We start from the raw sequence: 20,222 nt of genomic DNA, 5'->3' as shown, positions 1-20,222 counted from the left end.
GCTTGAACACAGGCCTGGCGGTCCGTTTTTCGCAGCCTCTTTTTCGCGCAGCTTTTACAAGCTACCACCTGGAACTGTGAATCGTCCAGATCGCCAACCGGTTCGGGGATGCTATGCCCAATATGAATTGCATGCCCCGTTGCTAAGCAGGTTTCCTTAAGCGATCTTATCGCTATCGTTTGCAGAGGCCGACCGAGGATACCGCTGCAAAGTCTTGAGAGCACGGGAATGCTTTGCGCGGCGTGTCAGTCGACGATTGATCCTGGCGACAGCCGGTGCCCCAATTGCGGTACGGGCGTGCGCCGCTCCGATCCCGACAGCGAACGGCGGTTCGTCACAATTCTCCGGGCCGATGTGGTCGAGTCCACCGGGCTCGTTGCGGAGCTCGATCCGGAGGAGGCGGTCTCGCGTCTGGAGCCGGCCTTGGCGGCGATGCGAGGGGCGGTTCGGCAGTTCGGCGGCATCGTCAGCAAGGAGCTGGGCGACGGGCTTGCCGCAGTGTTCGGCGCTCCGATTGCAGATGACAACCATGCGCCCATGGCCTGCCACGCGGCGATCGAACTGGTCAGGCGCGTCGCAAGCCTGGGTGACCCCGGACTTCAGGTGCGGGTCGGCCTCCACTCCGGCCATGTCGTTGCCTACATGGTCGCCAGCGAGTTCTCCAAGGTCTACGAGATCGGTGGTGCGGCCCAGCATCTGGCGGCACGACTCGAGGCGGCGGCTGAGGCCAACCAGATCTACGCCTCGGAGGCTTGTCAAAAGCTCGCCGAGGGACATGTCCGGTTCGAAGCGCTGGGCGGCAAGTCCCTGCGCGGCTTCAGCCAGCCCGTGCCGGTCTATCGGATCGTAGGCGCGAGCGACCTGTCGAGCTGGCGGGTGCGGAGGGCGCGCAGCGTCTCCCGCTTCGTCGACCGGACGACCGAGCGGGCTCTGCTGGAGCGTGCCGCCGGCAGCGCCAGGGCCGCCCGACAGACCGTCCTGCTGCTGGGCGATGCGGGTATCGGCAAATCCCGGCTTGCGCATGAGTTTGCCCAGCAGTTGAAGGCCGATGGCTGGCGGCTGATCGACGCCGAGTCCAGCCCGAACCTTCAGGGCGCCCCGTTCAGCACGCTCAAGCGGATCTTGCTGGCGGCAATGGATGCGGGGAAGGATCCCCGCGGTGCGGAGGATCTTCGCAAAGACCTGCCGGCGATCCAGCAAGCCGCGCTCGACGCGGTGCTCGATCTGCCGATATCGGATCCGCACTGGGACGAGCTGGAGCCTCATGCACGGGGGCGAGCATTCTCCGATGCAAGCTGTGCCATCATCGGTAATCTCGCCAACCGCCAGCGAACGGTGGTTCTGCTTGAGGACCTGCACTGGATTGATCGGGCCAGCGATGTCGTCGTGGCCGCCATCGCCTCGCTGCAGACGGCCGGTCTTCTTGTGCTCCTCACCTCGCGGCCAAATGGCATGCCGGTCTGGATTGCGCGTTGTCAGGCAGAGATCGTCGCGATGCGGCCGCTCGACGACGATTCCGGGCTGGCCATGCTGGCAGACATGCTCGGCTCCTCCGAAACCAACGCCGATCTGAAGAGCCGGATCATATCCCATACCGCCAACGTCCCCCTGTTCATCGAGGAGGTCTGCCGCGGATTGAAGGATAGCGGCACGCTGCGCGGCCAATGGGGCGATCTGGCGCTCGCGCGTCCGATCGACGAGCTCGGTATTCCCACCAGCATCCAGGGCGTGATCGCAGCGCGTCTCGATCGAATGTCCAAGCAAGAGCGATCCGTGCTGCAGATCGCCGCCACTTTAGGGCCGAGATCGAACGAAGCCATGCTGGGGAAGATCGCAGCTCTGTCCGACGATGCCCTGCAGGGGTGCCTCGCAGCGCTCGATCGTGCCGATTTGCTCGTCAGGATCGACAGCGAATTGGAAAATTCGCTGGAGTTCCGGCATGAGATGGTCCGGCAGGTCACCTATGACTCGATGGTCGAAAAGGTGCGTGAAGACATCCATGCGCGCATTCTTTCAGCCCTGGAGGGCAGCGAAGGCGGTGCCGACGATCCCGACAAGCTCTGCTATCACGCCACGCGAGCGAAGGATTGGGACAAATCGTTCGTCTACGGCAGGGCTTCGGCGAGACGATGTCTGGCGCGATCGGCATTTACCGATGCGGCGGACTATTTCGAGACCGCGATGAGATCGCTGGACATGACACCGGCCAATCCTGCAAGGGAAGCGAATGCCGTGGACGTTCGTATCGAGGCGCGTGCGGCATTCATTGCGTCCGGCCAGATCGCCGAATGGCTGAACCTCGGCAAGGAGGCCGAGCGTCGTGCCGATGCGATCAACGACATCGGGCGGAAAGTAGCCGCTCTGACGGTGATGGCAGCTGCACAGAATTTCTACGGGACACCAGTCGAAGCGGTCATCGTCGGCGAGGAAGTGTTGCGCCTTGCGCGAGAGTGGGGCAATCCGGGTTGGCTCAATGCTGCGCAATACGGTCTTGGCCAGGTATATTTTCTTGCCGGGCGCTATCGTGAAGCTGATCGGCTCTTCTCGCGGACCTGCGCCCAACTGACGGGGCCGGAGGCCAGTGCTCCTTTCGGCTCGACCCCGAAATCTGCGTTGTTGCTTTGCTGCATGATGAACAGCATCACCCACACCGTCATGGGCGAGCTCGATGCTGCCGAGCAGCTCCAGCAGCAGGCCGCGGCCATCGCCGAGGAGACGGGCCGCCCCTACGACCGCGTCGCTGCCGCCTATAGTGGCGGCTGGCTGAAGCTCGGCCAGAACGATCCGGCGGCCGCTGCTGCCATTCTCGAAGACGGCTTCGTTCTTGCGCAGAAGCACGGCATCCGGCTGTTCGTGCCGGTGCTCGCCTGCCACCTCGGCATCGCCTATCTGGAGCAGGGGCTGTTCGACCGGGCGCGCGGCATGCTGGCCGAGGCGCGCGAGGAGGCGAAGGCGGTCGGCTATACCTCGGCGGTGCTGCGCAGCTCGATCTACCTTGCGCTCGCGACCTTCCACCTCGGCGACGTCCAGGCGGCGCAGAACATGCTGCGCGAGGCGCGCAACACCGCCCGCCAGCAGGGGTTTTCAGGCCTCGAGGCCGAGGCCCTGTTCGGTGAGGCCATGGTGACGCCCGCCTCCAGCGCAGACGACCAGGCGGCCATCCTCGCGTCCTTGCGCGGGACAATCGCCATCGCCTCCGAAAGCGGCGCGCAGCCGCTGCAGCACAAGGCCGAGGCGATGCTGAACGAGGTGCTGGCGCGCGGCGACGAGTTGACCTGATCCCGCTCCTGCCCGGTTCGCGAGGACGCAGATCGGACTGCCCCCCGCCTCAGATAGATCTCGCAGATATCGCAAGGGCTTGGCTACTGTGCATGGGGTTGTTTTTCGATATTGGGCAAAGGCCGTGCGCGGCAGCCGCCTAGTTCGTCAGTAGCGAAGCTGATACCCTTGTTCAGGGCCCAGGCGTAGGAATCGGTGCCGTTGGTCTGATCATGGCAGGCAAGCGCGCAGCCGGTGCCGTTGACCATCTGCGTGATGCCGGCTTGCGCGGAAGGCAACAGCATCGACGAGGAGATGTCGACCAGCAGATATACGTTCTGGTAGGGCCGCGTCGTCGACGAGCTGTTCGAAACCACCGACACCTGCAGGTTCGGGTGGCCGATCACCTTGAGAAAGTTCGTGGCAATTGTCGTGCTGGCATTGCCCGTTCCCGACAGCTTCAGTCCGTTCACGGTGAAGTTCGTGACCAGCTGGGCAATGATGCCGGTGGTATTGCCGGTGAACAGGTGCTAGCCGCGGTGTTGGCGACGCTGATCGCTGTGCTCTGGCTTGCTCCGGAGTCGAGCGATTGCTTCCCGGCAGCCGCGCCCGCCAGCAGCGCCAGGTCCAAGGCCTGCTGCAGCTTGGTGCGCTGCTTGTTGGCGATGGTGTAGTCGATCGCTGCGCCGATGAATCCGAGAATCGGGACGAGCGCCAGCGCAAAGAGCACGGCGATGTTGGCACGATTGTCGCGGCCGAAGGCGCGGAGAATGCTGAAACGCAACGGGCAAAACTCATATTGGTATGAAAACATTGGTATGAAAACAAGCGACGCGCGCGTGTGTCGTGCGCACGCGCAGCTCATACCTAACGCCGTTGAGTTATCATGTTCCGAATTTGAAATTCCGTACTATTCCGGTATGAAGAATGTTATCGGCACGGTGCCTCATTCCGGCAATCCTCATTTTACCGCGCAGGTCGATTGATTTGACGCAGCCAATCGCGCCGACTACGTTTACGCAAACGCAAAATACGTTTGAATACGGCATGCTGGCGAATGCTCTGGCCGTCATTCACGCAGGGTAGAGGATCAGGGAGAAGACATGACCGTCGACGCGGCAGCCACCATCGCGAAAGCCCGCGAGCATTCCATCGGCGATCTCCTGCGCCGTTCCGCGGGCCGGGAGCCGAACAAGCTTGCAGTGAGCTGCGGCGAGGTGAGCTGGACCTTCGCAGAGATGGACGCGATCTGCAACCGGCTCGGCCGCGGCCTGCTCGGCCTTGGCGTCAAGAAAGAGGATCGCATCGCGGTGCTCTCGCGCAATTCGCACGCCTTCGCCGCGCTGCGTTTTGCGGTGGCGCGGATTGGAGCGGTGCTGGTGCCGATCAACTTCATGCTCAATCCGGACGAGATCAATTTCATCCTGAAGAGCTCCGGGGCAAAATTGCTCGCGACCGGACCTGACTTCGTCGAGCCCGCGCGCGCAGCCAGCGCCAGGGATTGCGCGGTCGAGAAGATGATCTGGCTGCCGGGCGAGGACCCTGCGTCCGCGCCTGCGGGCCTCACCACCTTCGACGATCTGCTTGATGCGGACGGCTCGTTCCTGGAAGCGTCGGTCGACAGCCGCGATCTCGCCCAGATCGTCTACACCTCAGGCACGGAATCGCTGCCCAAGGGCGCGATGCTGACCCATGAAGCCGTGATGTGGCAGTATGTCAGCTGCATCATCGACGGCGGCATGAGCGTGGACGACAAGTTCCTGCACGCGCTGCCGCTTTATCACTGCGCCCAGCTCGACGTCTTCCTGGGGCCGCAAGTCTATCTCGGCGCCTCCGGCGTCATCACGGGCAAGCCGACGGCCGACAACATCCTGGCGCTGATCCAGGCGCACAAGATCACGTCCTTCTTCGCGCCGCCGACGATCTGGATTGCGATGCTGCGCTCGCCGAACTTCGACAAGACCGATCTGTCGACCCTGCAGAAGGGCTATTACGGCGCCTCGATCATGCCAGTCGAGGTGCTGCTCGAACTCCAGCGCCGCCTGCCCAACGTCAAGTTCTGGAATTTCTACGGCCAGACCGAGATCGCGCCGCTCGCGACCGTGCTGAGGCCGGAGGATCAGCTGCGCAAAGCGGGCGCGGCGGGCAAGCCCGTGCTCAATGTCGAGACGCGCGTGGTCAACAATTCGATGGAGGACGTGAAGGTGGGGGAGGTCGGCGAGATCGTGCACCGCTCGCCGCATCTGCTGTCCGGCTATTACAACGATCCCGTGAAGACCGCAGCCGCATTTTCCGGCGGCTGGTTTCACTCCGGCGATCTCGCCACGGTCGACGAGGACGGCCACATCACCGTGGTCGATCGCGTCAAGGACATGATCAAGACCGGCGGCGAGAATGTCGCGAGCCGCGAGGTCGAGGAGATGGTCTATCGCATTCCCGCCGTCTCCGAGGTCGCCGTCGTCGGCCTGCCTGACCCGCGCTGGATCGAGGCGGTCACCGCCATCGTCGTTGTCAAGAGCGGTGAAAAGCTGGACGAGGACGCCGTCATCGAGCACTGCTCCGGCCAGATGGCGCATTTCAAGGTGCCCAAGCGCGTCATTTTTGTCGACGCTTTGCCGAAGAATCCGAGCGGCAAGCTGCTCAAGCGCGAGCTGCGCCAGCGCTTCGTTGGCGGCGAGACGCTGGACAAGGCGATCCAGAAGAATTTTGGGGCATAGAACCGGGGCGGCGTTCGGCAGCGTCGTGGTCGAGTTTCGCTAGAAGGCGTTGCCGGCCAGCTTCCTGACGTCGTCGGGCGTCTGTCCGAAGCGGCGGCGAAACGCGCGATGGAAGTAGGAGACGTCGTGGAAACCCGCGAGATGCGCGATCTCGATGATCTTGCGGGTGCGCATGGCAGGATTTCGAAGCAGCCGATCGGCGCGCAGCAAGCGCTGCTCCAGCACGAAGCTGCTATAGGTGATGCCGGCCTGCTCGAACAGCAGCTGGATCGTGCGTGGGCTGATCCGGTGCGCGGCTGACAGGACGGTGAGCGACAGTGCGGGGCTGTCCAGCTGTGCCAGGATGTCGGATTTGAGAGTCTCGAGACGCGCCGCGGCAAGGCCGCGCGTCCGAGCTTCCTCGGCGACATCGCTGCGGGCTCCGATCATCAGCACGGCGAGGTCGAACAGGTGCTGCGAGACCGCGTCGAGCTCCGCCGGGGCGAGCTTGTCCGAATGCGTATGGGCCAGGTCGTAATATCGCAGGAACATCGATGTGATCGGCCTGGCGCCGGGAATCGGCTGCGCGATCAGGTCCTCGGCATTCGGGCACGCGCGTAGCAGCGCCTTGCGGGGCAGCAGTGCGGTCTGGAAGTTGCCGTGGGCCAGCTGAGTGACTCTGGCCCCCCTGATCGACGGATCTCCGATCGTGAGGTCGCCGGCCGCGATGTTCAGTGCGCGCCTGCCCATGGTTCCGCTCAGAGCCGAATTCGGTGACATGGCGACAACCAATTCGTCGTTGGTGCCCATGGACACGAAGCTCATCGGCGTACCGTAGGAGGCGGACAGCCTCAGGCGCGGAATGATAGCCGGCGTGATTGTCCGGTGCACAGGGCCGTCTCCGATCGGAACGAAATCGGTCCCCATCACCTGCCGGCAGAACTGCTCGCGCCACCCCTCATAGGCTGGCCCCGTCGGATCGCCGTTGAATGAGAGTTGTGGCTGTGTCATCGATCGAAAAGCGCAGGTTTGTCGGCGATCTGCCGGCAGGTTGTACCGTCAGACCGGTGCATCGCAACGGCAAAAGCGCGGGATTGCGTGATAAGCCACTCGCGATGACGCGCGGAGACCGCGACCAGGTGCCGCAGTTCGGTGCGCCGGGATCGCACAAGCAATTCCAGCTGGGGTGTTCGCGCGGGTGGCGAAGCTCAATACTTCTTCACCGTCGCCCCGAACGCGAACCACAGTGCCATCGATGCGAGCCCGAAGCCGCCGAGCAGCAGGAAGGTCGGACCGTAGCCGATCCATTGCGTGATCCAGCCGCCGAGCGCGGCACTGAGGCTGGCGCCGACACCCTGCACCGTGATCACGGCGCCCTGGCCGAGATTGACGCGGCCGGTGCCGTTGAGCGCGCGCGCCACCATGCCGGGAACGGCAACGGTCTGCAGACCCGTGCCGATGCCGTCCAGCACCTGCATCGGCACGACGCCCCACCATCCCGTGACGAAGAAGGCCAGCACGCCGCGGATGGGCAGGAACATGAAGGAGACCAGGATCACCGGCCAGTAATTGCGCTTGCTCGCGGCCTTCATCGCGATCAGCGAGGTCACGATCATCACGCCTTGTGCAATCACCACGGTGGTCGCGACGAAGCTCGGGCCGTTTGCCTGTTCCTCGGCGACCGCTGCAAGCCCGTAGAGCGGAACGATTGCGGCATTGCCGAGGTGGAACAGCGCGAGCGCGAGCGCCAGCACGAGCAGCGGCTTGTGCTTGAGCAGCATCGTCATCGCATCCGGCGGAGCCTTGGAGTCATCCTCCTTGCTGCCGCGCGCGGCCCGGTCATCGATTGCCTTGGCCGGGATCATCAGCACGCACGCGATCGCGATGGCACCGAAAACGGCCGCCAGCATGAACACGGCGACATAGCCGTATTTGTAGCCGAGATAGCCCGACAGCGCGGCGCCGACCATGTTGCCCGCGTGGTTGTACGCCTGGTTGCGGCCGTTGAGTGCGTTGAAGCCCTTCTGCTTGGCGATGCCGAGCGTGATGCCTGTCACCGCCGGCACGATCGCGGCGCTCGCCAGCGATTGCGCGACTTGCGAGAACGTCACCGCCCAGAAGTCCTGCGAGATCAGGATGATGGCGGAGGCGAGAACGACGCAGATGCCGGGAATGACGACCCACATCCGCTTGTTGCGGCTGGTATCGATGAAGCCGCCGATCGGCGTCGTGATCAGCATGCCCGCGACATTGCCGATCGTCAGAGCCGTGCCGATCAGCCCGGTCGCCCAGCCGCGCTCCTGGAGGAACACACCGACGAACGGTCCGATTCCCGACTGCATGTCGGCCATGAAGAAATTGAGTGCGAACAGAGGCCAGATACGGGACGAGGAGGGGGACGTCATCGATACCTAAACACGCTCCTCGTGACAGTTCAGCCAATCGCTTCTGGCGTGGACCTGAACGTAACGGGTGCTCGCCGCGTTGGTTCCGGCGATTCCTCCCGCTCATCGACCTTGCTGAGGGCTTGTTCACGATGTCATCCTGCGACCCTACGGAGATCGAGCCATGCCTCTCTGGACCTGCGAAACCTGCGGAGCGCAATTCCCGAACGGTGCAAATCCGCCCGCCTCCTGCCCGATTTGCGAGGACGAGCGGCAGTTCGTGAACTGGAAGGGGCAAAGCTTTATCACCCGCGAGGAGCTTGCACAGGGGCACCGGCTAGTCGGACGCGACGATCTTGGCTTCACCGGCATCAGCCTGGAGCCGAGCTTCGCCATCGGGCAGCGCGCCCTGCTGGTGCCCCAAGGCGACGGCTGCGTGATGTGGGATTGCGTTCCGCTGGCAACCGATGAAGCCATCCAATACGTTGCAGCGCTCGGCGGACTGAAGGCGATCGCGATCTCGCATCCGCACTACTACGGCGCGGTCGCCGACTGGAGCGAGACCTTCGGCCGCGTGCCGGTCTATCTGCATGCCGAGGATCGCGCTTTCGTCACGCGGCCGCATCCCTCGATCGTGCACTGGACCGGTGAAAGCCACCGCATCTCCGACGATGTGCTGCTGCTGCGCACCGGCGGTCATTTCGCCGGCGCCACCATGCTGCACGCTGCGCGCGGTGCGGACGGCAGGGGCGCGCTACTCACCGGCGACATCGCCCAGGTGACGATGGACCGCCGCTTCGTCAGCTTCATGTACTCCTACCCCAACTATATGCCGCTCAATGCCACAGCGGTGCGGCGGATCGCGGCCGCCATAGAGCCGCTCGCCTTCGATCGCATCTATGGCGCGTGGTGGGGACGCAACATCGCTACAGGTGCCAAGGCGGCCTTCGCGGCGTCGGTCGAGCGCTATATCGCCGCCATCGCTTGAGCCGGATTTACCTTGCTGTGCCAAAATAACTGTACTAAAAGTACAGTTATCGATCTGCTGCAATGACGCAGCTGCGGAGCCGGCATGATCGATGCATATCGGATGCCGCGGCGTTCTGCGGCCGCATGAGCGGGAGTTGGACGCTTAATGGCGCTGCACGATTACGAGATCTTCGACGCCGCCGATGTCGTGCTCCAGTCCGGCGCTGTCTTCCCCTCGCTGAAGCTTGCCTACAAGACCTATGGTGTGCTGAGCCCGGCCAGGGACAACGTTATCCTCTATCCGACCTCGTTCAGCGCGCAACACACCGACATTGAATGGCTGATCGGGGCCGACGGCGTGCTCGATCCCACCCGCTATTTCATCATCATCCCGAATCTGCTCGGCAATGGTCTGTCGTCCTCGCCGTCCAACACCGCGGCGCCGTTCCCCGAGATGACCTATCACGATGCGGTCGCCGTCCAGCACCGGCTCCTCACCGAGCGCTTCGGCATCGCAAAGCTCGCCCTCGTCTATGGCTGGTCGATGGGCGGCATGCAGGCCTATCACTGGGCAGTATTGCATCCCGATATGGTCGCGCGCGCGGCCGTGGTCTGCGGCAGTGCGCGTTGCGCGCCCTACAATTACGTCTTCCTGGAAAGCGTGAAGGCCGCGCTCACGGCCGATCCCGCCTTCCGCGACGGCCGCTTTGCCGAAAAGCCCGTCGCCGGCTATCGCGCCATGGGGCGCGTCTATGCCGGCTGGGCGATGTCGCACGGCTTCTATCGCGACGAGCGATGGCGCGAGGCCGGCTTCACCTCGCTGGAAGATTATCTCGTCCGCACCTGGGATGCGGCCTTTGCGCGGCGCGACGCCAATGATCTCCTGGCGCAGATCGGCATCTGGCAGCGCGGCGACATCAGTCGCTGTGGCGCATTCGGTGGCAATCTCGATCGGGCGCTGGCGGCGATCAAGGCGCACATGCTGCTGATGCCGGGCGCGACCGATCGCTATTTCGATGTCCGCGACAACGAAGACGAGCTCGGCCGGTTGACTGGCGCGAAATCGGCCGTGCTGCATCCGATCCCGTCCCTGCACGGCCATCGCGCCGGCAACCCCATTGGCAATCCGCGCGATCACGCCTTCATCAAGGCGGAGATCGCAGAGCTTCTCGGCAAATAGGTCAGGAATCCGATCATGAGCGACGCAACCGTTTCAGAGCCCGGCCATCGCCTGAAGCCGCTGTCACCGGCGATGCTGCGGCAATTGTCGGCCCGCTCCAATGTCCAGGGCGCGGCGCGCAGCCTCTGCCACTATGGCGTGGTCACGCTGGTCGGCGCGCTGATATGGAAGGTTATTGCGACGTACGGCGTGCTCTGGGCGCTGCCACTGGTGGCCGTGCAGGGCTATTTCGTCGCCTTCCTATTCATGGCGGTGCACGAGACGGCGCACAAGACCGCGTTCAAAAGCCGCGGTCTCAACCTCGCGGTCGGCTATCTCTCAGGCTTCATCGTCGGATTGCCTTACGAATATTACTGCCTGTTCCATTGGGATCATCACCGCTACACCCAGGATCCGGACAAGGATCCCGAGCTGGTCGTCGGCGTGAAGCCCAAATCCGACACCCAGCTCGCCATCGCCTATAGCGGCTTGCTTCAGGTCGCCGGCCGTCTGCGGCTGATGCTCGGCCATGCGGTCACCGGCAAGGTGACCGTGCCCTGGATTCCCGAGGGCAAGCGCGCCACCATCGTCATCGAGGCGCGTGCCTATACCGCGCTCTATGTCCTGCTGCTCGCGCTCTCGCTGTGGTTCTCGTCAGCGTTGCTGCTTTGGGTCTGGATCGTCCCGCTTGCGATCGGACAGTCCTTCCTGCGGCCCTATCTCTATGCCGAGCACACCGGCTGCGAGCGCACCCGCAGCGCTTTTGAGAACACCCGCACCACCTACACCGCCGCGATCGTCAAATGGTTCGCGTGGAACATGCCCTACCATGTCGAGCACCACGCTTATCCCTCGATCCCCTTCCATGCACTGCCGAAGCTGAACGAAATCGTCGACGGCGAGATCGTGCATCGTGGCCGCGGCTACATCAGAACGACGCGCGAGACCTGGGCCTGGTTTCGCCGGCAGCGGCAGGCCGGCTAGTCCAACGCAAAGCTCCGGTCGCGGTGCGACCGGAGCTTTGTCGTATAGGCGAGATATCAGTACATGCCGTAGGCGCAGACATTCACGACGCGCACGCGCAGGCCGTGCCGGGTCTGGACCAGGCGCTCCTGGTAGCAATTGCTGACGCCGGTGTTGAGGTAGATCCCGCCAAAGCCCCAGCCGGGACCCCAGTGGTGATGACCGTGATGGTGATGGAAGCCGCCGGCCGAGGCCGCGGTGGGCGCGAGGGCGGCGACAGCGAGCGAGCCGGCGGCGATCAGACCAAGAGCAAGCTTACGAAACATCTTCATTCTCCATTTGGCGCTTAGGCCATTGTTGTGTCCCTGCATCTCGGTCGGGCTGAAACGCGAATGCGTTCACGGCTCGCGGCAAGAATCGTGTTTCAGGATTGTTTCGTCGGCTGCGGCAAATGTGCCGTCGTCAGGCTTTTCGCACCGCGCGATAGCGTGCGGCCATTGCCTGCGTTAGCTCGATCATCTTGTCGCGAAGATCGGCGGGCTCCAGCACCTCGGCCTCGGGACCGAGCCGCAACAATTCGGCTGCGGCGTGCCAGGATGTCTTGCCAACGGGTACGCGGGCCATGCGCCAGCCGTCCCCATCGGCGGTCTCCGCGAGCTGCGTGCGCGCCTTGACGTAGGGCTGGCTCAGCGCATCGAGCAGCTTGACGCCGAACGGCGACAGCCGCACCACCGCGACATTGGGATGCATTTCGGCCTCAAGGCGAAGTGTCGCGGCCTGCCAATAGGCGGCGAGATCGAAATCGGCGGGGCGATCGAAGCGGTCGTCGAGCGCCGTGCAGTCGAGCACGCGCGCGACGCGATAGGTGCGCACGCTGGCATCGACCTGGCCTGCGAGATACCAGCTCCCACCCTTCAGCACGAGGCCGAGCGGCGCGAGCCGGCGCTGCTTCTCGGACCGCCAGCTCTGGTAGCGGATCTTGATCAGCGTCCCGCGCAGAGTCGCCCCGGCGATCGTGCGCAGGTGCTTTGGGTCTTCCGCCTCGCCGAACCAGCCGGGCGCGTCCAGGTGAAAGCGCTCCTGCATCCGCCCGGCGTCCTCGCGCAGATTTGCGGGCAGGGCGGCCATCAGCTTGTTTTGCGCGGCGATCATCGCCGCATCCAGCCCGAGCGCCGCGGCGGGGCCCGGGAGCCCTGCGAGGAACAGCGCGCCCGCCTCACTCTGGGACAGACCGTTCAGCCGCACGCGATAGCCGTCAAGCAGGCGATAACCGCCCTCGGCGCCGCGATCGGCGTAAACGGGAACGCCGGACGCGGCGAGCGCGTCGATGTCGCGATAGATCGTGCGCACCGACACCTCGCAGGCCTCCGCGAGCTCGGGCGCGGTGACCTGCCCCCTGGCCTGGAGGGTGGTGAGGATCGACAGCATCCGGCTCGCGCGCATGATCCTTTAAACCATACGTGACACAAGATGTCAGGTATGGTCCGCTACAAGCCGCGCCATCGCCAAAAGGCGCCAGTTGGAGACCTGCCATGACCGATCCGAACCGCATCACGCTGTATTATTCGCCGCAAAGCCGCGCCACCGGCACGCGGGTGCTGCTGGAGGAATTGGGCGCCCTACGATCTCCATGTCCTCAATATGAAAGCCGGCGAGCAGCGTCAGCCCGCCTATCTCGCCATCAATCCGCTCGGCAAGGTGCCGGCGGTCCGTCACGGCGAGGCCCTGGTGACCGAGCAGGTCGCGATCACCATCTATCTCGCCGATCTCTTCCCTCAGGCGGGTCTGACGCCCGCGCTGAACGATCCCTTGCGCGGGCCTTATCTGCGCTGGATCGCCTATTACGGCTCATCGTTCGAGCCGGCGCTGATCGACAAATTCATGCAGCGCGAGCCGGCGCCCATCACGCAGTCTCCCTATGCCGACTACGACACCATGTTAGGTGCGCTCGAAGCGCAGCTGTCGAAGGGGCCGTATCTGCTCGGCGAGCGTATGACGGCTGCCGATGTGCTGTGGGGCGTCGCGTTCAGCTGGACCATGATGTTCGGCATCGTGCCGAAGAAGGACGTCTTCGTCCGCTATGCCGAGCGCATGACCGCGCGGCCGGCGTTCCAGCGCATCACTGCGGCGGATGACGAGATGGCGGCGCAGCATGCCAAGGCGGCGGGGGTCTGAGCAGGGCGCCTCAAAACCGCGGCGCTCGCTTCTCCGCGAACGCCTTGATCCCTTCCTTGATCTCGTCGCCGCGCATGCTGTCGCGGTGGCGCTGGTCGGCGGCGTGATCATCGAGCTCGCCGCGGGCGAATTCGTTGATCGCACGCTTCATGCCGCGCATTGCCTGCGGCGCGTTGCCGGCGAGAATCTTGGCGAGCTGGTCGACCTCCTCGTCCAGAAATTCCACCGCCACCATGGCGGTGAGATAGCCGATGCGCAGCATCTCCGGCGCGCTGATCTTTTGCGCGGTCAGAAACAGCCTCTTCGCATTGTCGAGGCCAAGCCGCGTGACGTAGCGTTTGATGCCGCTCGGGTAATAATGCAGCCCGAGCCGCGCCGCCGGCATGAACATCTCGGCGGTGTCGACGCCGATGCGGAAATCGCAGGCGAGCGCGAGGTCGGTCGAGCCGCCGTAGACGCCGCCATTGAGCCGGCAGATCGTCGGCACGCCCAAATCCTCCAGCCGGTTGACGACCACCTCGAAGGCGGAGCCGGCGCTTTGCTGCTCGTTTGCGCTGACGGCGCGCTCGGCGACCGAATTGAGGTCATAGCCGGCGGAGAAGGCACGGCCGGTGCCGGTCAGCACCAGCACGCGGATGGCAGGATCCGGCTCGATCAGGTCGAACAGTTTGACGAGCTCGTCGAGGTCCTCCGCCTGGAGCCGGTTGAGATGCTTGGGCCGGTTGAGGCGGATGGTGGCGCGTGCGCCGTCGCGTTCGAGCAGGGGGCTAGTCGCTGCGTCGGTGATGTCCGACATTCTTTTCTCCATTCAGCTGTTTTCGAGCGCGCGCCGTTTCGCTTCGGCGTCGATGGTCTCGGCGAGATCCGGGTGCCGTGCCATCAGCACGCGGAAGTCGACGAGGTCGAGCACCAGAAGCCGCGATACTTTCGTGGTCGAGACGTTGGCGCCGCGCTTGTTGTTGCCGAGCAGCGCCATCTCGCCGAAGAAGGCGCCTTCGCCCAGTTGCACCTTCTTGCCGGGCAGGTCGACCTCGACCTCGCCGGCGGCGATGAAATACATGCAATCGCCCTGCGTCCCCTTGCGGATGATCATGGTGCGCGCCGGCAGCTCCATGGTCCGCAGCATGTGGGTGACGTCGGCGATCGCAGCGGGTCCGAGCGCTGCGAAGAACGGCACCTTGCTGACGGACTCCCAGGTCTTGAGGAAATTGTCGCGCCGGGTCTCGGCGGCAAATCCGGTCGCCAAAATACCGGTCCAAAGGCCGAACACGCCGAGGCCGGAGATCATCACCGCGGCCGCCACCAGGCGCCCGAGCGGCGTGACCGGCACGACGTCGCCATAGCCCGTCGTCGTCAGGGTCACCACCGCCCACCACAGCGCGGCGGGCACGCTGCCGAAGGTCTGCGGCTGCACGTCCCGCTCCAGGAAATATTCGGCAACGGAGGCGAGGAAGACCACCATCAGGAAGATCACGAGCACGCTGACCAGCGGCCCCGATTCCAGCACCAGCACGCGGCGGAGCTGCCGCAGGCCGGGAATGCCCGGGATCACCTTCAGCACCCAGAGCACGCTGAGCAGCCAGGCCGTCCCGGGCTCGACGCCGAGGAGAAGCGCAACCGGCACGGCCAGCGCTCCGATCGCGTCGACGATGCCGGCGGAGGAGGACATATAGAGCGAAAGCCGCCCCTGCTGGGTCATATGGCGCAGCCGGACCAGCCATTCGAATACGAAATAGGCGAGACAGGTCCAGAGCAGAGCGCTGATCCAGCCATGCGCCTGATGGGCCCGCTTGTCCGACAGCAACACCATGCTGAGCACGCCGATGGTCACCGCGACATAGGCCGCCTTGGTCATGTTGCGGCCGGCTGTGGCGGCCGCAAACTGGGCCAGAGCGGAAATCAACGGCTTGAACATGCGAGAAGGCGGCTCGGTCTTGAGATCGGTCGGACAAGTCTTCGGCGTCCCGGCTGGGACGTCGGCGCCAAAGTGCCCGCGCGGGCGGAGGCCGTCAACGACGGGCGACGGAGCAGGCAAGGTCATCGGCGCTGCAGCACCGAGCCCCGCGAACCGGCGCGGCCATCGCTGGCGCGCTCGTCTACCTGAAATGTGGCGGCTCGTCGTAACCGCGGCGGCTGCTGAAGAACAGCAGCACCATCAGTCCGACGCCGACAATGATGGAAAACCCCGCGCCCAGTGCCAGCGCCACATAGCCTTCCGTCGGGATCGGCTCACCTTCGACCGCTATTGCGGAATAGGCGAAGTAGCCGGCCGCCGCCAGCATTCCCAGGAGGAGGATGACGAGGAGTGCACGCATGCTGCGGTCTCCGGTTGTAACCGGGAACCAACGGTTGCAGATCGCGACGGTTCCCGATGGCCGGACGTCGATCCGGTCTCATGCCCTGGACGCAGCGCAGCACTCCCGGCGGTGCGAAGCATCGTCCGGTGTGGTGCGCTGCAGAGCCGGGGCCCCACGCAGGAGCGCGAACTGCGGCTTCCTGGGTCCGGCTCTGCGCTGCAAGGCCTTCGGCATTGCAGCTTGTCCGGGACACGAGAGTGGCGGACGGCCTCACCGGCCCGGCTTCCTCAGGCGCTCTGTGCGGTCTTCACCACCACGACATTGCTGTCGTCGTGCTGGGCAGGGGCCGCCTCGCGCGCTGCCTTTTCGGCCTCGCCGGCATGACGTTTCAGATAGTCGCGGCGCATGCCGATCTCGTCGCGGACGAATTCGTAGCCGAGCTTGAAGGTGTCGAGCCCGTCGGTGCTGATCGTGCCGTCTCTGAGGCCGATGACGGCGCCGCGCAAGATGCCCTCCAGCTCGTCCTGGAGACATTCGAGTTGATCCAGGGAGTGGGCGTGCTCGATCCGCTCGCCGATATCGAGGATGGCGGTGGAGAGCTCGCTGGCTTTCTCCGGCGCGATGCGGGTGATCTTGGCGTAGATCGCGGCGAAGATCGAGCCGATGACGCTCAGCGCGGCGGCGGCGAGATACATCAGGTCGCTGTACTTATCCATGAACGACTTGGTGTCGTCGTTGATGTAGTCGGCCGCCCCCTGGTGCGCCATCACGAAGGCGTCCTTCTCGACGGAGGCCGGCTCTATCCTGGTGGCAAAGCCGTTGTCGAGCCCGAGCGCTGATTTGTTCTCGTAGACGATGCGTGCCAGCTCGCCTGCCGTGCTCGGGGACATCCTGGATTGCGCGACCAGCAGCCATTCGAGCCCGATCGTGTCGAGATCGTCGTCGGGAATTTGCGGCGAGGTCGACAGCGTGCCCGCCGTCAGCGTCTCGCTGGAAATGCCGGGCAGTCTGCGCGCCAGCACCTTGGCCTCGTCGATCGCGTTGAGCGTGAAGCCGCCGCGCTTGGCGAGCTGCTCATAGGCCTTGTCCCGCACCGCCCTGGAGGCATGGACGATGGCGATCACCGCGCCGAAGCCGTTTGACGGCGCAAACAGCTTGTCGAGCGTTGCACCCTGCGGCGCCATCTGGATCTTCGCGGCGTCCGGACCCTCCGGGATGTCGAGGATGCTGCGGACGAAGGCGAGGGAGGACTCGTTCTCGGCGACGACCGCGATCTTTTTCTTCTTCAACTCGGCGATCGATTTGATCTTCTTGTTGCCGGGACCGAGCAGAAGCACGAGATCGTGCTCGAGGATCGCGAGCGTGCGCGCCCGCAGCGGGACCTTGGCGTCCGTGCGCAGGACGGCAAGGTCGGCCTGCTTGCGGTCGAACTGTGCGAGCGCCTTGGCGTTGTCTGCGTTGCTGACGATCTTGATCCGGAAGCGTGAGGCGTTGGTCTTCAGCACGGTGGCGAGCTTGGCCGCGAACAGCGCCTCGTCGCTGTTGGGGGCGCCGACGGCAAAGGTCAGCGTTTCCGAATTGTGCAGCATGGCGCGGCCGCCCCAGACGGTGGCGAGCGACAACAGCAGGGTCAGCACGACGTAGAGCAAGACCTGCTGCTGATTGGTCTTGATCACCTTGGGACGCCGGGACGGCGGTTCGGTCGGTGATGAAATGGGGCCTTCAGTACTCATGGCAGCACTCTGGCCTTATTCTTTCGGCGGCGGCGGCTCGCGGACGAGATCGCGGCGGGCGCCCTGTAATTCGTAAACGCCTGAAAAAAGAACGATATTCTCTAATGGCAATGATAGCGCGAAGGTCGCGGAATGCAAATTCCGAGCCGCAGGTAACCTTACGCGATGGCGCCGCGGCGGATAGGTCATCCTATCACCGGTTAGCCACAGTTGGTGATTTTCCGGTTCCCCCCGGCTGCATTCTGCCGCTGGAGATGTCATAAATTGCACGTCCCGGCGATTTGACCGGTCCAAGAACCGGTCCAAGAAGAAGTTGCGCTGAACGCTCCAATTTTTCTTGTCACGTCAATGAGGGCGTCAGCTTTGTCGTTTCCACCCATGTCATCGGCGGTTCCGGTCGAAGCGCTCATTGGCTGGATGTTGCTTCTCACCTTCAAGCACATCATCGCCGATTTCGTCCTCCAGACCGCCTGGATGGCGCACGGCAAGGACCAGAAGCACGGCTGGGCCCTGCCGCTTCTGGTGCACTGCCTGGTTCATCTTGCGGTTGCGGTGCCGCTGATCCTGATCGTGGCGCCGAAATTCTGGTTTGTGGCCCTGATCGACTTCGTGATCCACATCACGATCGACCGCGCCAAAGGGTTCGTCTCGGCCAATTTCCGGGTCGATCTTGCGCATCCCTGGTTCTGGACCCTGATCGGCGTCGACCAGGCCCTGCATCACCTCACCGGCTTCGGCCTCTCCATCTATATGGCGGCGAACTGAGCTTGGCTCTCTGAGGGGCAATCCCTTCATCGGCACCAAAGGTCGTCATGCCCGGGCTTGTCCCGCCTGGCGTGGCCGAAGCCGCTTCGGCGAGGCGAAGGCCCGGGCATTCACGTTCTTGGTGCATCCCGGCCCGACGTGGATGGCCGGGACAAGCCTGGACAAGCCCGGCCATGACGCTGTGGCAGCTTGCGCGCGCCCCGCCGCCCCTTCCGATTCGCGGCTCACGCGCAACGACTCCGGGTGACTACCGGGCAGCGTGGTTAACCTTTCATTAGTGGATTGCGCTGCATCTTCGGCACACGAGGGAGAACTGCAATGTTTTCAAGCCGCGACGCCTTTGAAAGCGATTTCTGCCCGGTCCGCGACGAGCTCCTGGGTGAGATGTACCGCGCCAGCGAGAGTGGCCTGCCGAGGCTGGTAGAGAGTGTTTCCCCTGACGCGCGCGCCAGGTTGGCGCTGTTCTGCTACCGCCGCAGCCATTTGCACTCGCTGGCCGTCGCGATCGCAGCGAGCTGCAGCGAGCGCGACCTGATCGAGAATGGTGGCCGCGTCGGCTCGACGCTCTATGCGTTGTCGCGCGAAGGCACGGCGAAATCCTCGCCGTCACTGTCGGGCGGCCGCAAGCCGATCACGCTGTCGACCAAGCCGCTCTCGGTGCTCGCGCCGCTGGATGACGAGATCGACGACGAGATCAGCGAAGCCGTTCCGGCCTAAGCGGCCTCTATCACCGGCAGTCCGAACTTCCGCCGCGCCATCGCGCATTCGGCATCGCCCGGCATGCAGGTGCGGCACACCTCCGGCCGCATCGCATAGATGCCGCACGCGGTCGCTTTCCCAATTTCCCCCTGCAAGGCCGAGCAGCGATCGCCCTCGCAACGCATGCCGGACTGGCGTTCGTTGACCAGCGCCTCCGGAATCGCAGCAAGCTCCTCGTCGCTCTCGATCGAGAAGCGCGGCCAGTTGGCCGAATAGCCACAGCACGCCCCGCAATTCTGGCAGCAGCTCGACGGATCGGTGGGGGAGCTCTCTTCCATCATCGTCACGTGTTCTTCAAGTGTCTTTGGGAGGACCCCAGACCAGGCTCTGCCGCCATCTTGCGCGCAGCACGTCGCGTCGCTCCGGATATTTCTCGTCGAGATAGTTCGCCTCCACGACGCGGTCGGTGCGGAAGCTGCGGAAGTCACCGCGCAGCTCGCACCAGGCTGCGAGCAGCCGCACGGCTTCGAGATAGCCGACCGAAATCGGCCAGATCATGCGCTCGCTGGCGCGGCCCTGCTCGTCGCGATAGCGCAGCATGATCTTCTTGCCTTCGTGGATCTGGGTGCGGGTGCGGACCATGTCCAGACGGTCCGGCTCCCTGTTCCAGCTTGGCCGCGCACGGCTCGCCGGCTCCAGCACGAAGGGGCGCAGGCGCTCGGGCACGGTGTCGGCGATCTTGGCCATCAGATCTTCGGCCGCGCGTGCCAGTGCGGAATCGGCATGGCCGGCGACCCATTGTGCGCCCAGCACAGCCGCCTCGATCTCGTCGGGTGTCAGCATCAAGGGCGGCAGGTCAAAACCCTTTTCCAGGATGTAGCCCATGCCGGCTTCACCGCGAATCGGCACGCGCTGACCGATCAGCGTGGCGATATCGCGATAGATCGTGCGCTTCGAGGTCTCGAGCTCGGCCGCGATGGCATCCGCCGTCAGCGGCTTACGCGTGCGTCTCAGCACCTGGATAATTTGAAACAGCCGATCGGCGCGTCTCATGACAATTCTCTTATTGGTGATCTTTTCAGAAAGCGGCGCGCGGCTGCTGACAGGATGTTGGCAGCAGGGGG

The 20,222-nt window shown here is 64.3% G+C and carries 20 protein-coding genes and 1 pseudogene; 9 read left to right on the top strand and 12 right to left on the bottom strand.

Annotation, left to right across the window (positions count from 1 at the left end; translation table 11 throughout):
- The first annotated feature begins 228 nt into the window (after positions 1–228).
- Positions 229–3,279: an adenylate/guanylate cyclase domain-containing protein gene (locus IVA79_RS00900; RefSeq protein ID WP_247549615.1), complete on the top strand. Its 3,051-nt coding sequence runs from the start codon at positions 229–231 to the stop codon at positions 3,277–3,279.
- A gap of 83 nt (positions 3,280–3,362) precedes the next feature.
- On the opposite strand, the gene IVA79_RS00895 is transcribed toward IVA79_RS00900, so the two are convergent.
- Together IVA79_RS00895 and IVA79_RS00890 are read right to left on the bottom strand one after the other, a co-directional pair.
- Positions 3,363–3,731: a hypothetical protein gene (locus IVA79_RS00895; protein WP_247549613.1), complete on the bottom strand. Its 369-nt coding sequence runs from the start codon at positions 3,729–3,731 to the stop codon at positions 3,363–3,365.
- Positions 3,728–4,042 carry a pilus assembly protein TadG-related protein gene (locus tag IVA79_RS00890; RefSeq protein ID WP_247549611.1) on the bottom strand — a complete coding sequence of 105 codons (315 nt, stop codon included), beginning with the start codon at positions 4,040–4,042 and terminating at the stop codon, positions 3,728–3,730. The genes IVA79_RS00895 and IVA79_RS00890 overlap by 4 nt, the downstream gene beginning before the upstream one ends.
- Between IVA79_RS00890 and IVA79_RS00885 the strand changes: the two genes are divergently transcribed.
- Complete coding sequence (locus tag IVA79_RS00885) at positions 4,029–4,244, top strand: hypothetical protein (protein ID WP_247549609.1); 216 nt, start codon at positions 4,029–4,031, stop codon at positions 4,242–4,244. The genes IVA79_RS00890 and IVA79_RS00885 overlap by 14 nt on opposite strands.
- Before the next feature lie 117 nt (positions 4,245–4,361).
- Positions 4,362–5,975 carry an acyl-CoA synthetase gene (locus IVA79_RS00880; RefSeq protein ID WP_247549607.1) on the top strand — a complete coding sequence of 538 codons (1,614 nt, stop codon included), beginning with the start codon at positions 4,362–4,364 and terminating at the stop codon, positions 5,973–5,975.
- Positions 5,976–6,014: 39 nt separating this feature from the next.
- On the opposite strand, the gene IVA79_RS00875 is transcribed toward IVA79_RS00880, so the two are convergent.
- The gene (locus IVA79_RS00875) at positions 6,015–6,965 is read right to left on the bottom strand and encodes an AraC family transcriptional regulator (protein WP_247549605.1); all 951 of its coding nucleotides are present in this window, start codon (positions 6,963–6,965) and stop codon (positions 6,015–6,017) included.
- A gap of 197 nt (positions 6,966–7,162) precedes the next feature.
- Positions 7,163–8,359 carry an MFS transporter gene (locus tag IVA79_RS00870; RefSeq protein WP_247549603.1) on the bottom strand — a complete coding sequence of 399 codons (1,197 nt, stop codon included), beginning with the start codon at positions 8,357–8,359 and terminating at the stop codon, positions 7,163–7,165.
- 163 nt (positions 8,360–8,522) lie between these two features.
- Here IVA79_RS00870 and IVA79_RS00865 point away from each other — a divergent pair, with 163 nt between their 5' ends.
- From IVA79_RS00865 to IVA79_RS00855, 3 genes are all read left to right on the top strand, one after another.
- Entirely contained in the window at positions 8,523–9,326 is an 804-nt protein-coding gene (locus IVA79_RS00865) for an MBL fold metallo-hydrolase (protein WP_247549601.1), read from the top strand.
- A 147-nt stretch (positions 9,327–9,473) separates the two neighbouring features.
- Entirely contained in the window at positions 9,474–10,487 is a 1,014-nt protein-coding gene (locus IVA79_RS00860; RefSeq protein WP_247549599.1) for an alpha/beta fold hydrolase, read from the top strand.
- A gap of 15 nt (positions 10,488–10,502) precedes the next feature.
- A complete protein-coding gene (locus IVA79_RS00855; RefSeq protein WP_247549597.1) occupies positions 10,503–11,450 on the top strand; it encodes a fatty acid desaturase in 948 nt (315 codons plus the stop codon).
- A 56-nt stretch (positions 11,451–11,506) separates the two neighbouring features.
- Here IVA79_RS00855 and IVA79_RS00850 read toward each other — a convergent pair whose 3' ends face one another.
- Positions 11,507–11,755, bottom strand: a complete 249-nt coding sequence (locus tag IVA79_RS00850) for a hypothetical protein (RefSeq protein WP_247549595.1) — start codon at positions 11,753–11,755, stop codon at positions 11,507–11,509.
- A 136-nt stretch (positions 11,756–11,891) separates the two neighbouring features.
- Positions 11,892–12,872, bottom strand: a complete 981-nt coding sequence (locus IVA79_RS00845; RefSeq protein ID WP_247549593.1) for a YafY family protein — start codon at positions 12,870–12,872, stop codon at positions 11,892–11,894.
- 89 nt (positions 12,873–12,961) lie between these two features.
- Between IVA79_RS00845 and IVA79_RS00840 the strand changes: the two are divergent.
- Positions 12,962–13,604, top strand: a pseudogene (locus tag IVA79_RS00840) (glutathione S-transferase family protein).
- 10 nt (positions 13,605–13,614) lie between these two features.
- Here IVA79_RS00840 and IVA79_RS00835 read toward each other — a convergent pair.
- The 4 genes from IVA79_RS00835 to IVA79_RS00820 form a co-directional block, all read right to left on the bottom strand.
- A complete protein-coding gene (locus IVA79_RS00835; RefSeq protein WP_247549592.1) occupies positions 13,615–14,400 on the bottom strand; it encodes an enoyl-CoA hydratase/isomerase family protein in 786 nt (261 codons plus the stop codon).
- A 12-nt stretch (positions 14,401–14,412) separates the two neighbouring features.
- On the bottom strand, positions 14,413–15,519 hold the full coding sequence (locus tag IVA79_RS00830) for a cyclic nucleotide-gated ion channel (RefSeq protein WP_247549590.1): 1,107 nt from the start codon (positions 15,517–15,519) through the stop codon (positions 14,413–14,415).
- Positions 15,520–15,700: 181 nt separating this feature from the next.
- Positions 15,701–15,919 (bottom strand): hypothetical protein, encoded by a 219-nt coding sequence (locus IVA79_RS00825; RefSeq protein WP_247549589.1) that lies wholly within the window; start codon positions 15,917–15,919, stop codon positions 15,701–15,703.
- Positions 15,920–16,188: 269 nt separating this feature from the next.
- The gene (locus tag IVA79_RS00820) at positions 16,189–17,634 is read right to left on the bottom strand and encodes a TAXI family TRAP transporter solute-binding subunit (protein ID WP_247549587.1); all 1,446 of its coding nucleotides are present in this window, start codon (positions 17,632–17,634) and stop codon (positions 16,189–16,191) included.
- 417 nt (positions 17,635–18,051) lie between these two features.
- On the opposite strand from IVA79_RS00820, the gene IVA79_RS00815 reads away from it, so the two are divergent.
- The gene (locus IVA79_RS00815) at positions 18,052–18,399 is read left to right on the top strand and encodes a DUF3307 domain-containing protein (protein ID WP_247549668.1); all 348 of its coding nucleotides are present in this window, start codon (positions 18,052–18,054) and stop codon (positions 18,397–18,399) included.
- A gap of 318 nt (positions 18,400–18,717) precedes the next feature.
- Positions 18,718–19,116 (top strand): hypothetical protein, encoded by a 399-nt coding sequence (locus tag IVA79_RS00810; RefSeq protein ID WP_247549585.1) that lies wholly within the window; start codon positions 18,718–18,720, stop codon positions 19,114–19,116.
- Here the strand turns inward: IVA79_RS00810 and IVA79_RS00805 are convergent.
- Both IVA79_RS00805 and IVA79_RS00800 read right to left on the bottom strand, forming a co-directional pair.
- Positions 19,113–19,436 (bottom strand): YkgJ family cysteine cluster protein, encoded by a 324-nt coding sequence (locus IVA79_RS00805; protein ID WP_247549666.1) that lies wholly within the window; start codon positions 19,434–19,436, stop codon positions 19,113–19,115. The two genes, IVA79_RS00810 and IVA79_RS00805, sit on opposite strands and share 4 nt — an antisense overlap.
- A 16-nt stretch (positions 19,437–19,452) precedes the next feature.
- Positions 19,453–20,151, bottom strand: a complete 699-nt coding sequence (locus IVA79_RS00800; RefSeq protein ID WP_063200572.1) for a YafY family protein — start codon at positions 20,149–20,151, stop codon at positions 19,453–19,455.
- Positions 20,152–20,222 lie beyond the last annotated feature (71 nt).

The organism is Bradyrhizobium sp. 138 (assembly GCF_023074075.1).
Classification (GTDB): domain Bacteria; phylum Pseudomonadota; class Alphaproteobacteria; order Rhizobiales; family Xanthobacteraceae; genus Bradyrhizobium.
The sequence above is the reverse complement of the archived record's forward strand: the minus strand, read 5'-3'. Positions and strand labels throughout refer to the sequence as shown.

What these genes read in the sequence shown, in the direction of transcription:
- IVA79_RS00815 (WP_247549668.1), top strand. Translation starts at nt 18,052, where the DNA reads ATGTTGCTTCTCACCTTCAAGCACATCATCGCCGATTTCGTCCTCCAG.
- IVA79_RS00900 (WP_247549615.1), top strand. Translation starts at nt 229, where the DNA reads ATGCTTTGCGCGGCGTGTCAGTCGACGATTGATCCTGGCGACAGCCGG.
- IVA79_RS00885 (WP_247549609.1), top strand. Translation starts at nt 4,029, where the DNA reads ATGCTGAAACGCAACGGGCAAAACTCATATTGGTATGAAAACATTGGT.
- IVA79_RS00800 (WP_063200572.1), bottom strand. Translation starts at nt 20,151, where the DNA reads ATGAGACGCGCCGATCGGCTGTTTCAAATTATCCAGGTGCTGAGACGC.
- IVA79_RS00875 (WP_247549605.1), bottom strand. Translation starts at nt 6,965, where the DNA reads ATGACACAGCCACAACTCTCATTCAACGGCGATCCGACGGGGCCAGCC.
- IVA79_RS00865 (WP_247549601.1), top strand. Translation starts at nt 8,523, where the DNA reads ATGCCTCTCTGGACCTGCGAAACCTGCGGAGCGCAATTCCCGAACGGT.
- IVA79_RS00855 (WP_247549597.1), top strand. Translation starts at nt 10,503, where the DNA reads ATGAGCGACGCAACCGTTTCAGAGCCCGGCCATCGCCTGAAGCCGCTG.
- IVA79_RS00820 (WP_247549587.1), bottom strand. Translation starts at nt 17,634, where the DNA reads ATGAGTACTGAAGGCCCCATTTCATCACCGACCGAACCGCCGTCCCGG.
- IVA79_RS00810 (WP_247549585.1), top strand. Translation starts at nt 18,718, where the DNA reads ATGTTTTCAAGCCGCGACGCCTTTGAAAGCGATTTCTGCCCGGTCCGC.
- IVA79_RS00880 (WP_247549607.1), top strand. Translation starts at nt 4,362, where the DNA reads ATGACCGTCGACGCGGCAGCCACCATCGCGAAAGCCCGCGAGCATTCC.
- IVA79_RS00805 (WP_247549666.1), bottom strand. Translation starts at nt 19,436, where the DNA reads ATGGAAGAGAGCTCCCCCACCGATCCGTCGAGCTGCTGCCAGAATTGC.
- IVA79_RS00835 (WP_247549592.1), bottom strand. Translation starts at nt 14,400, where the DNA reads ATGTCGGACATCACCGACGCAGCGACTAGCCCCCTGCTCGAACGCGAC.
- IVA79_RS00830 (WP_247549590.1), bottom strand. Translation starts at nt 15,519, where the DNA reads ATGTTCAAGCCGTTGATTTCCGCTCTGGCCCAGTTTGCGGCCGCCACA.
- IVA79_RS00825 (WP_247549589.1), bottom strand. Translation starts at nt 15,919, where the DNA reads ATGCGTGCACTCCTCGTCATCCTCCTCCTGGGAATGCTGGCGGCGGCC.
- IVA79_RS00860 (WP_247549599.1), top strand. Translation starts at nt 9,474, where the DNA reads ATGGCGCTGCACGATTACGAGATCTTCGACGCCGCCGATGTCGTGCTC.
- IVA79_RS00850 (WP_247549595.1), bottom strand. Translation starts at nt 11,755, where the DNA reads ATGTTTCGTAAGCTTGCTCTTGGTCTGATCGCCGCCGGCTCGCTCGCT.
- IVA79_RS00845 (WP_247549593.1), bottom strand. Translation starts at nt 12,872, where the DNA reads ATGCGCGCGAGCCGGATGCTGTCGATCCTCACCACCCTCCAGGCCAGG.
- IVA79_RS00870 (WP_247549603.1), bottom strand. Translation starts at nt 8,359, where the DNA reads ATGACGTCCCCCTCCTCGTCCCGTATCTGGCCTCTGTTCGCACTCAAT.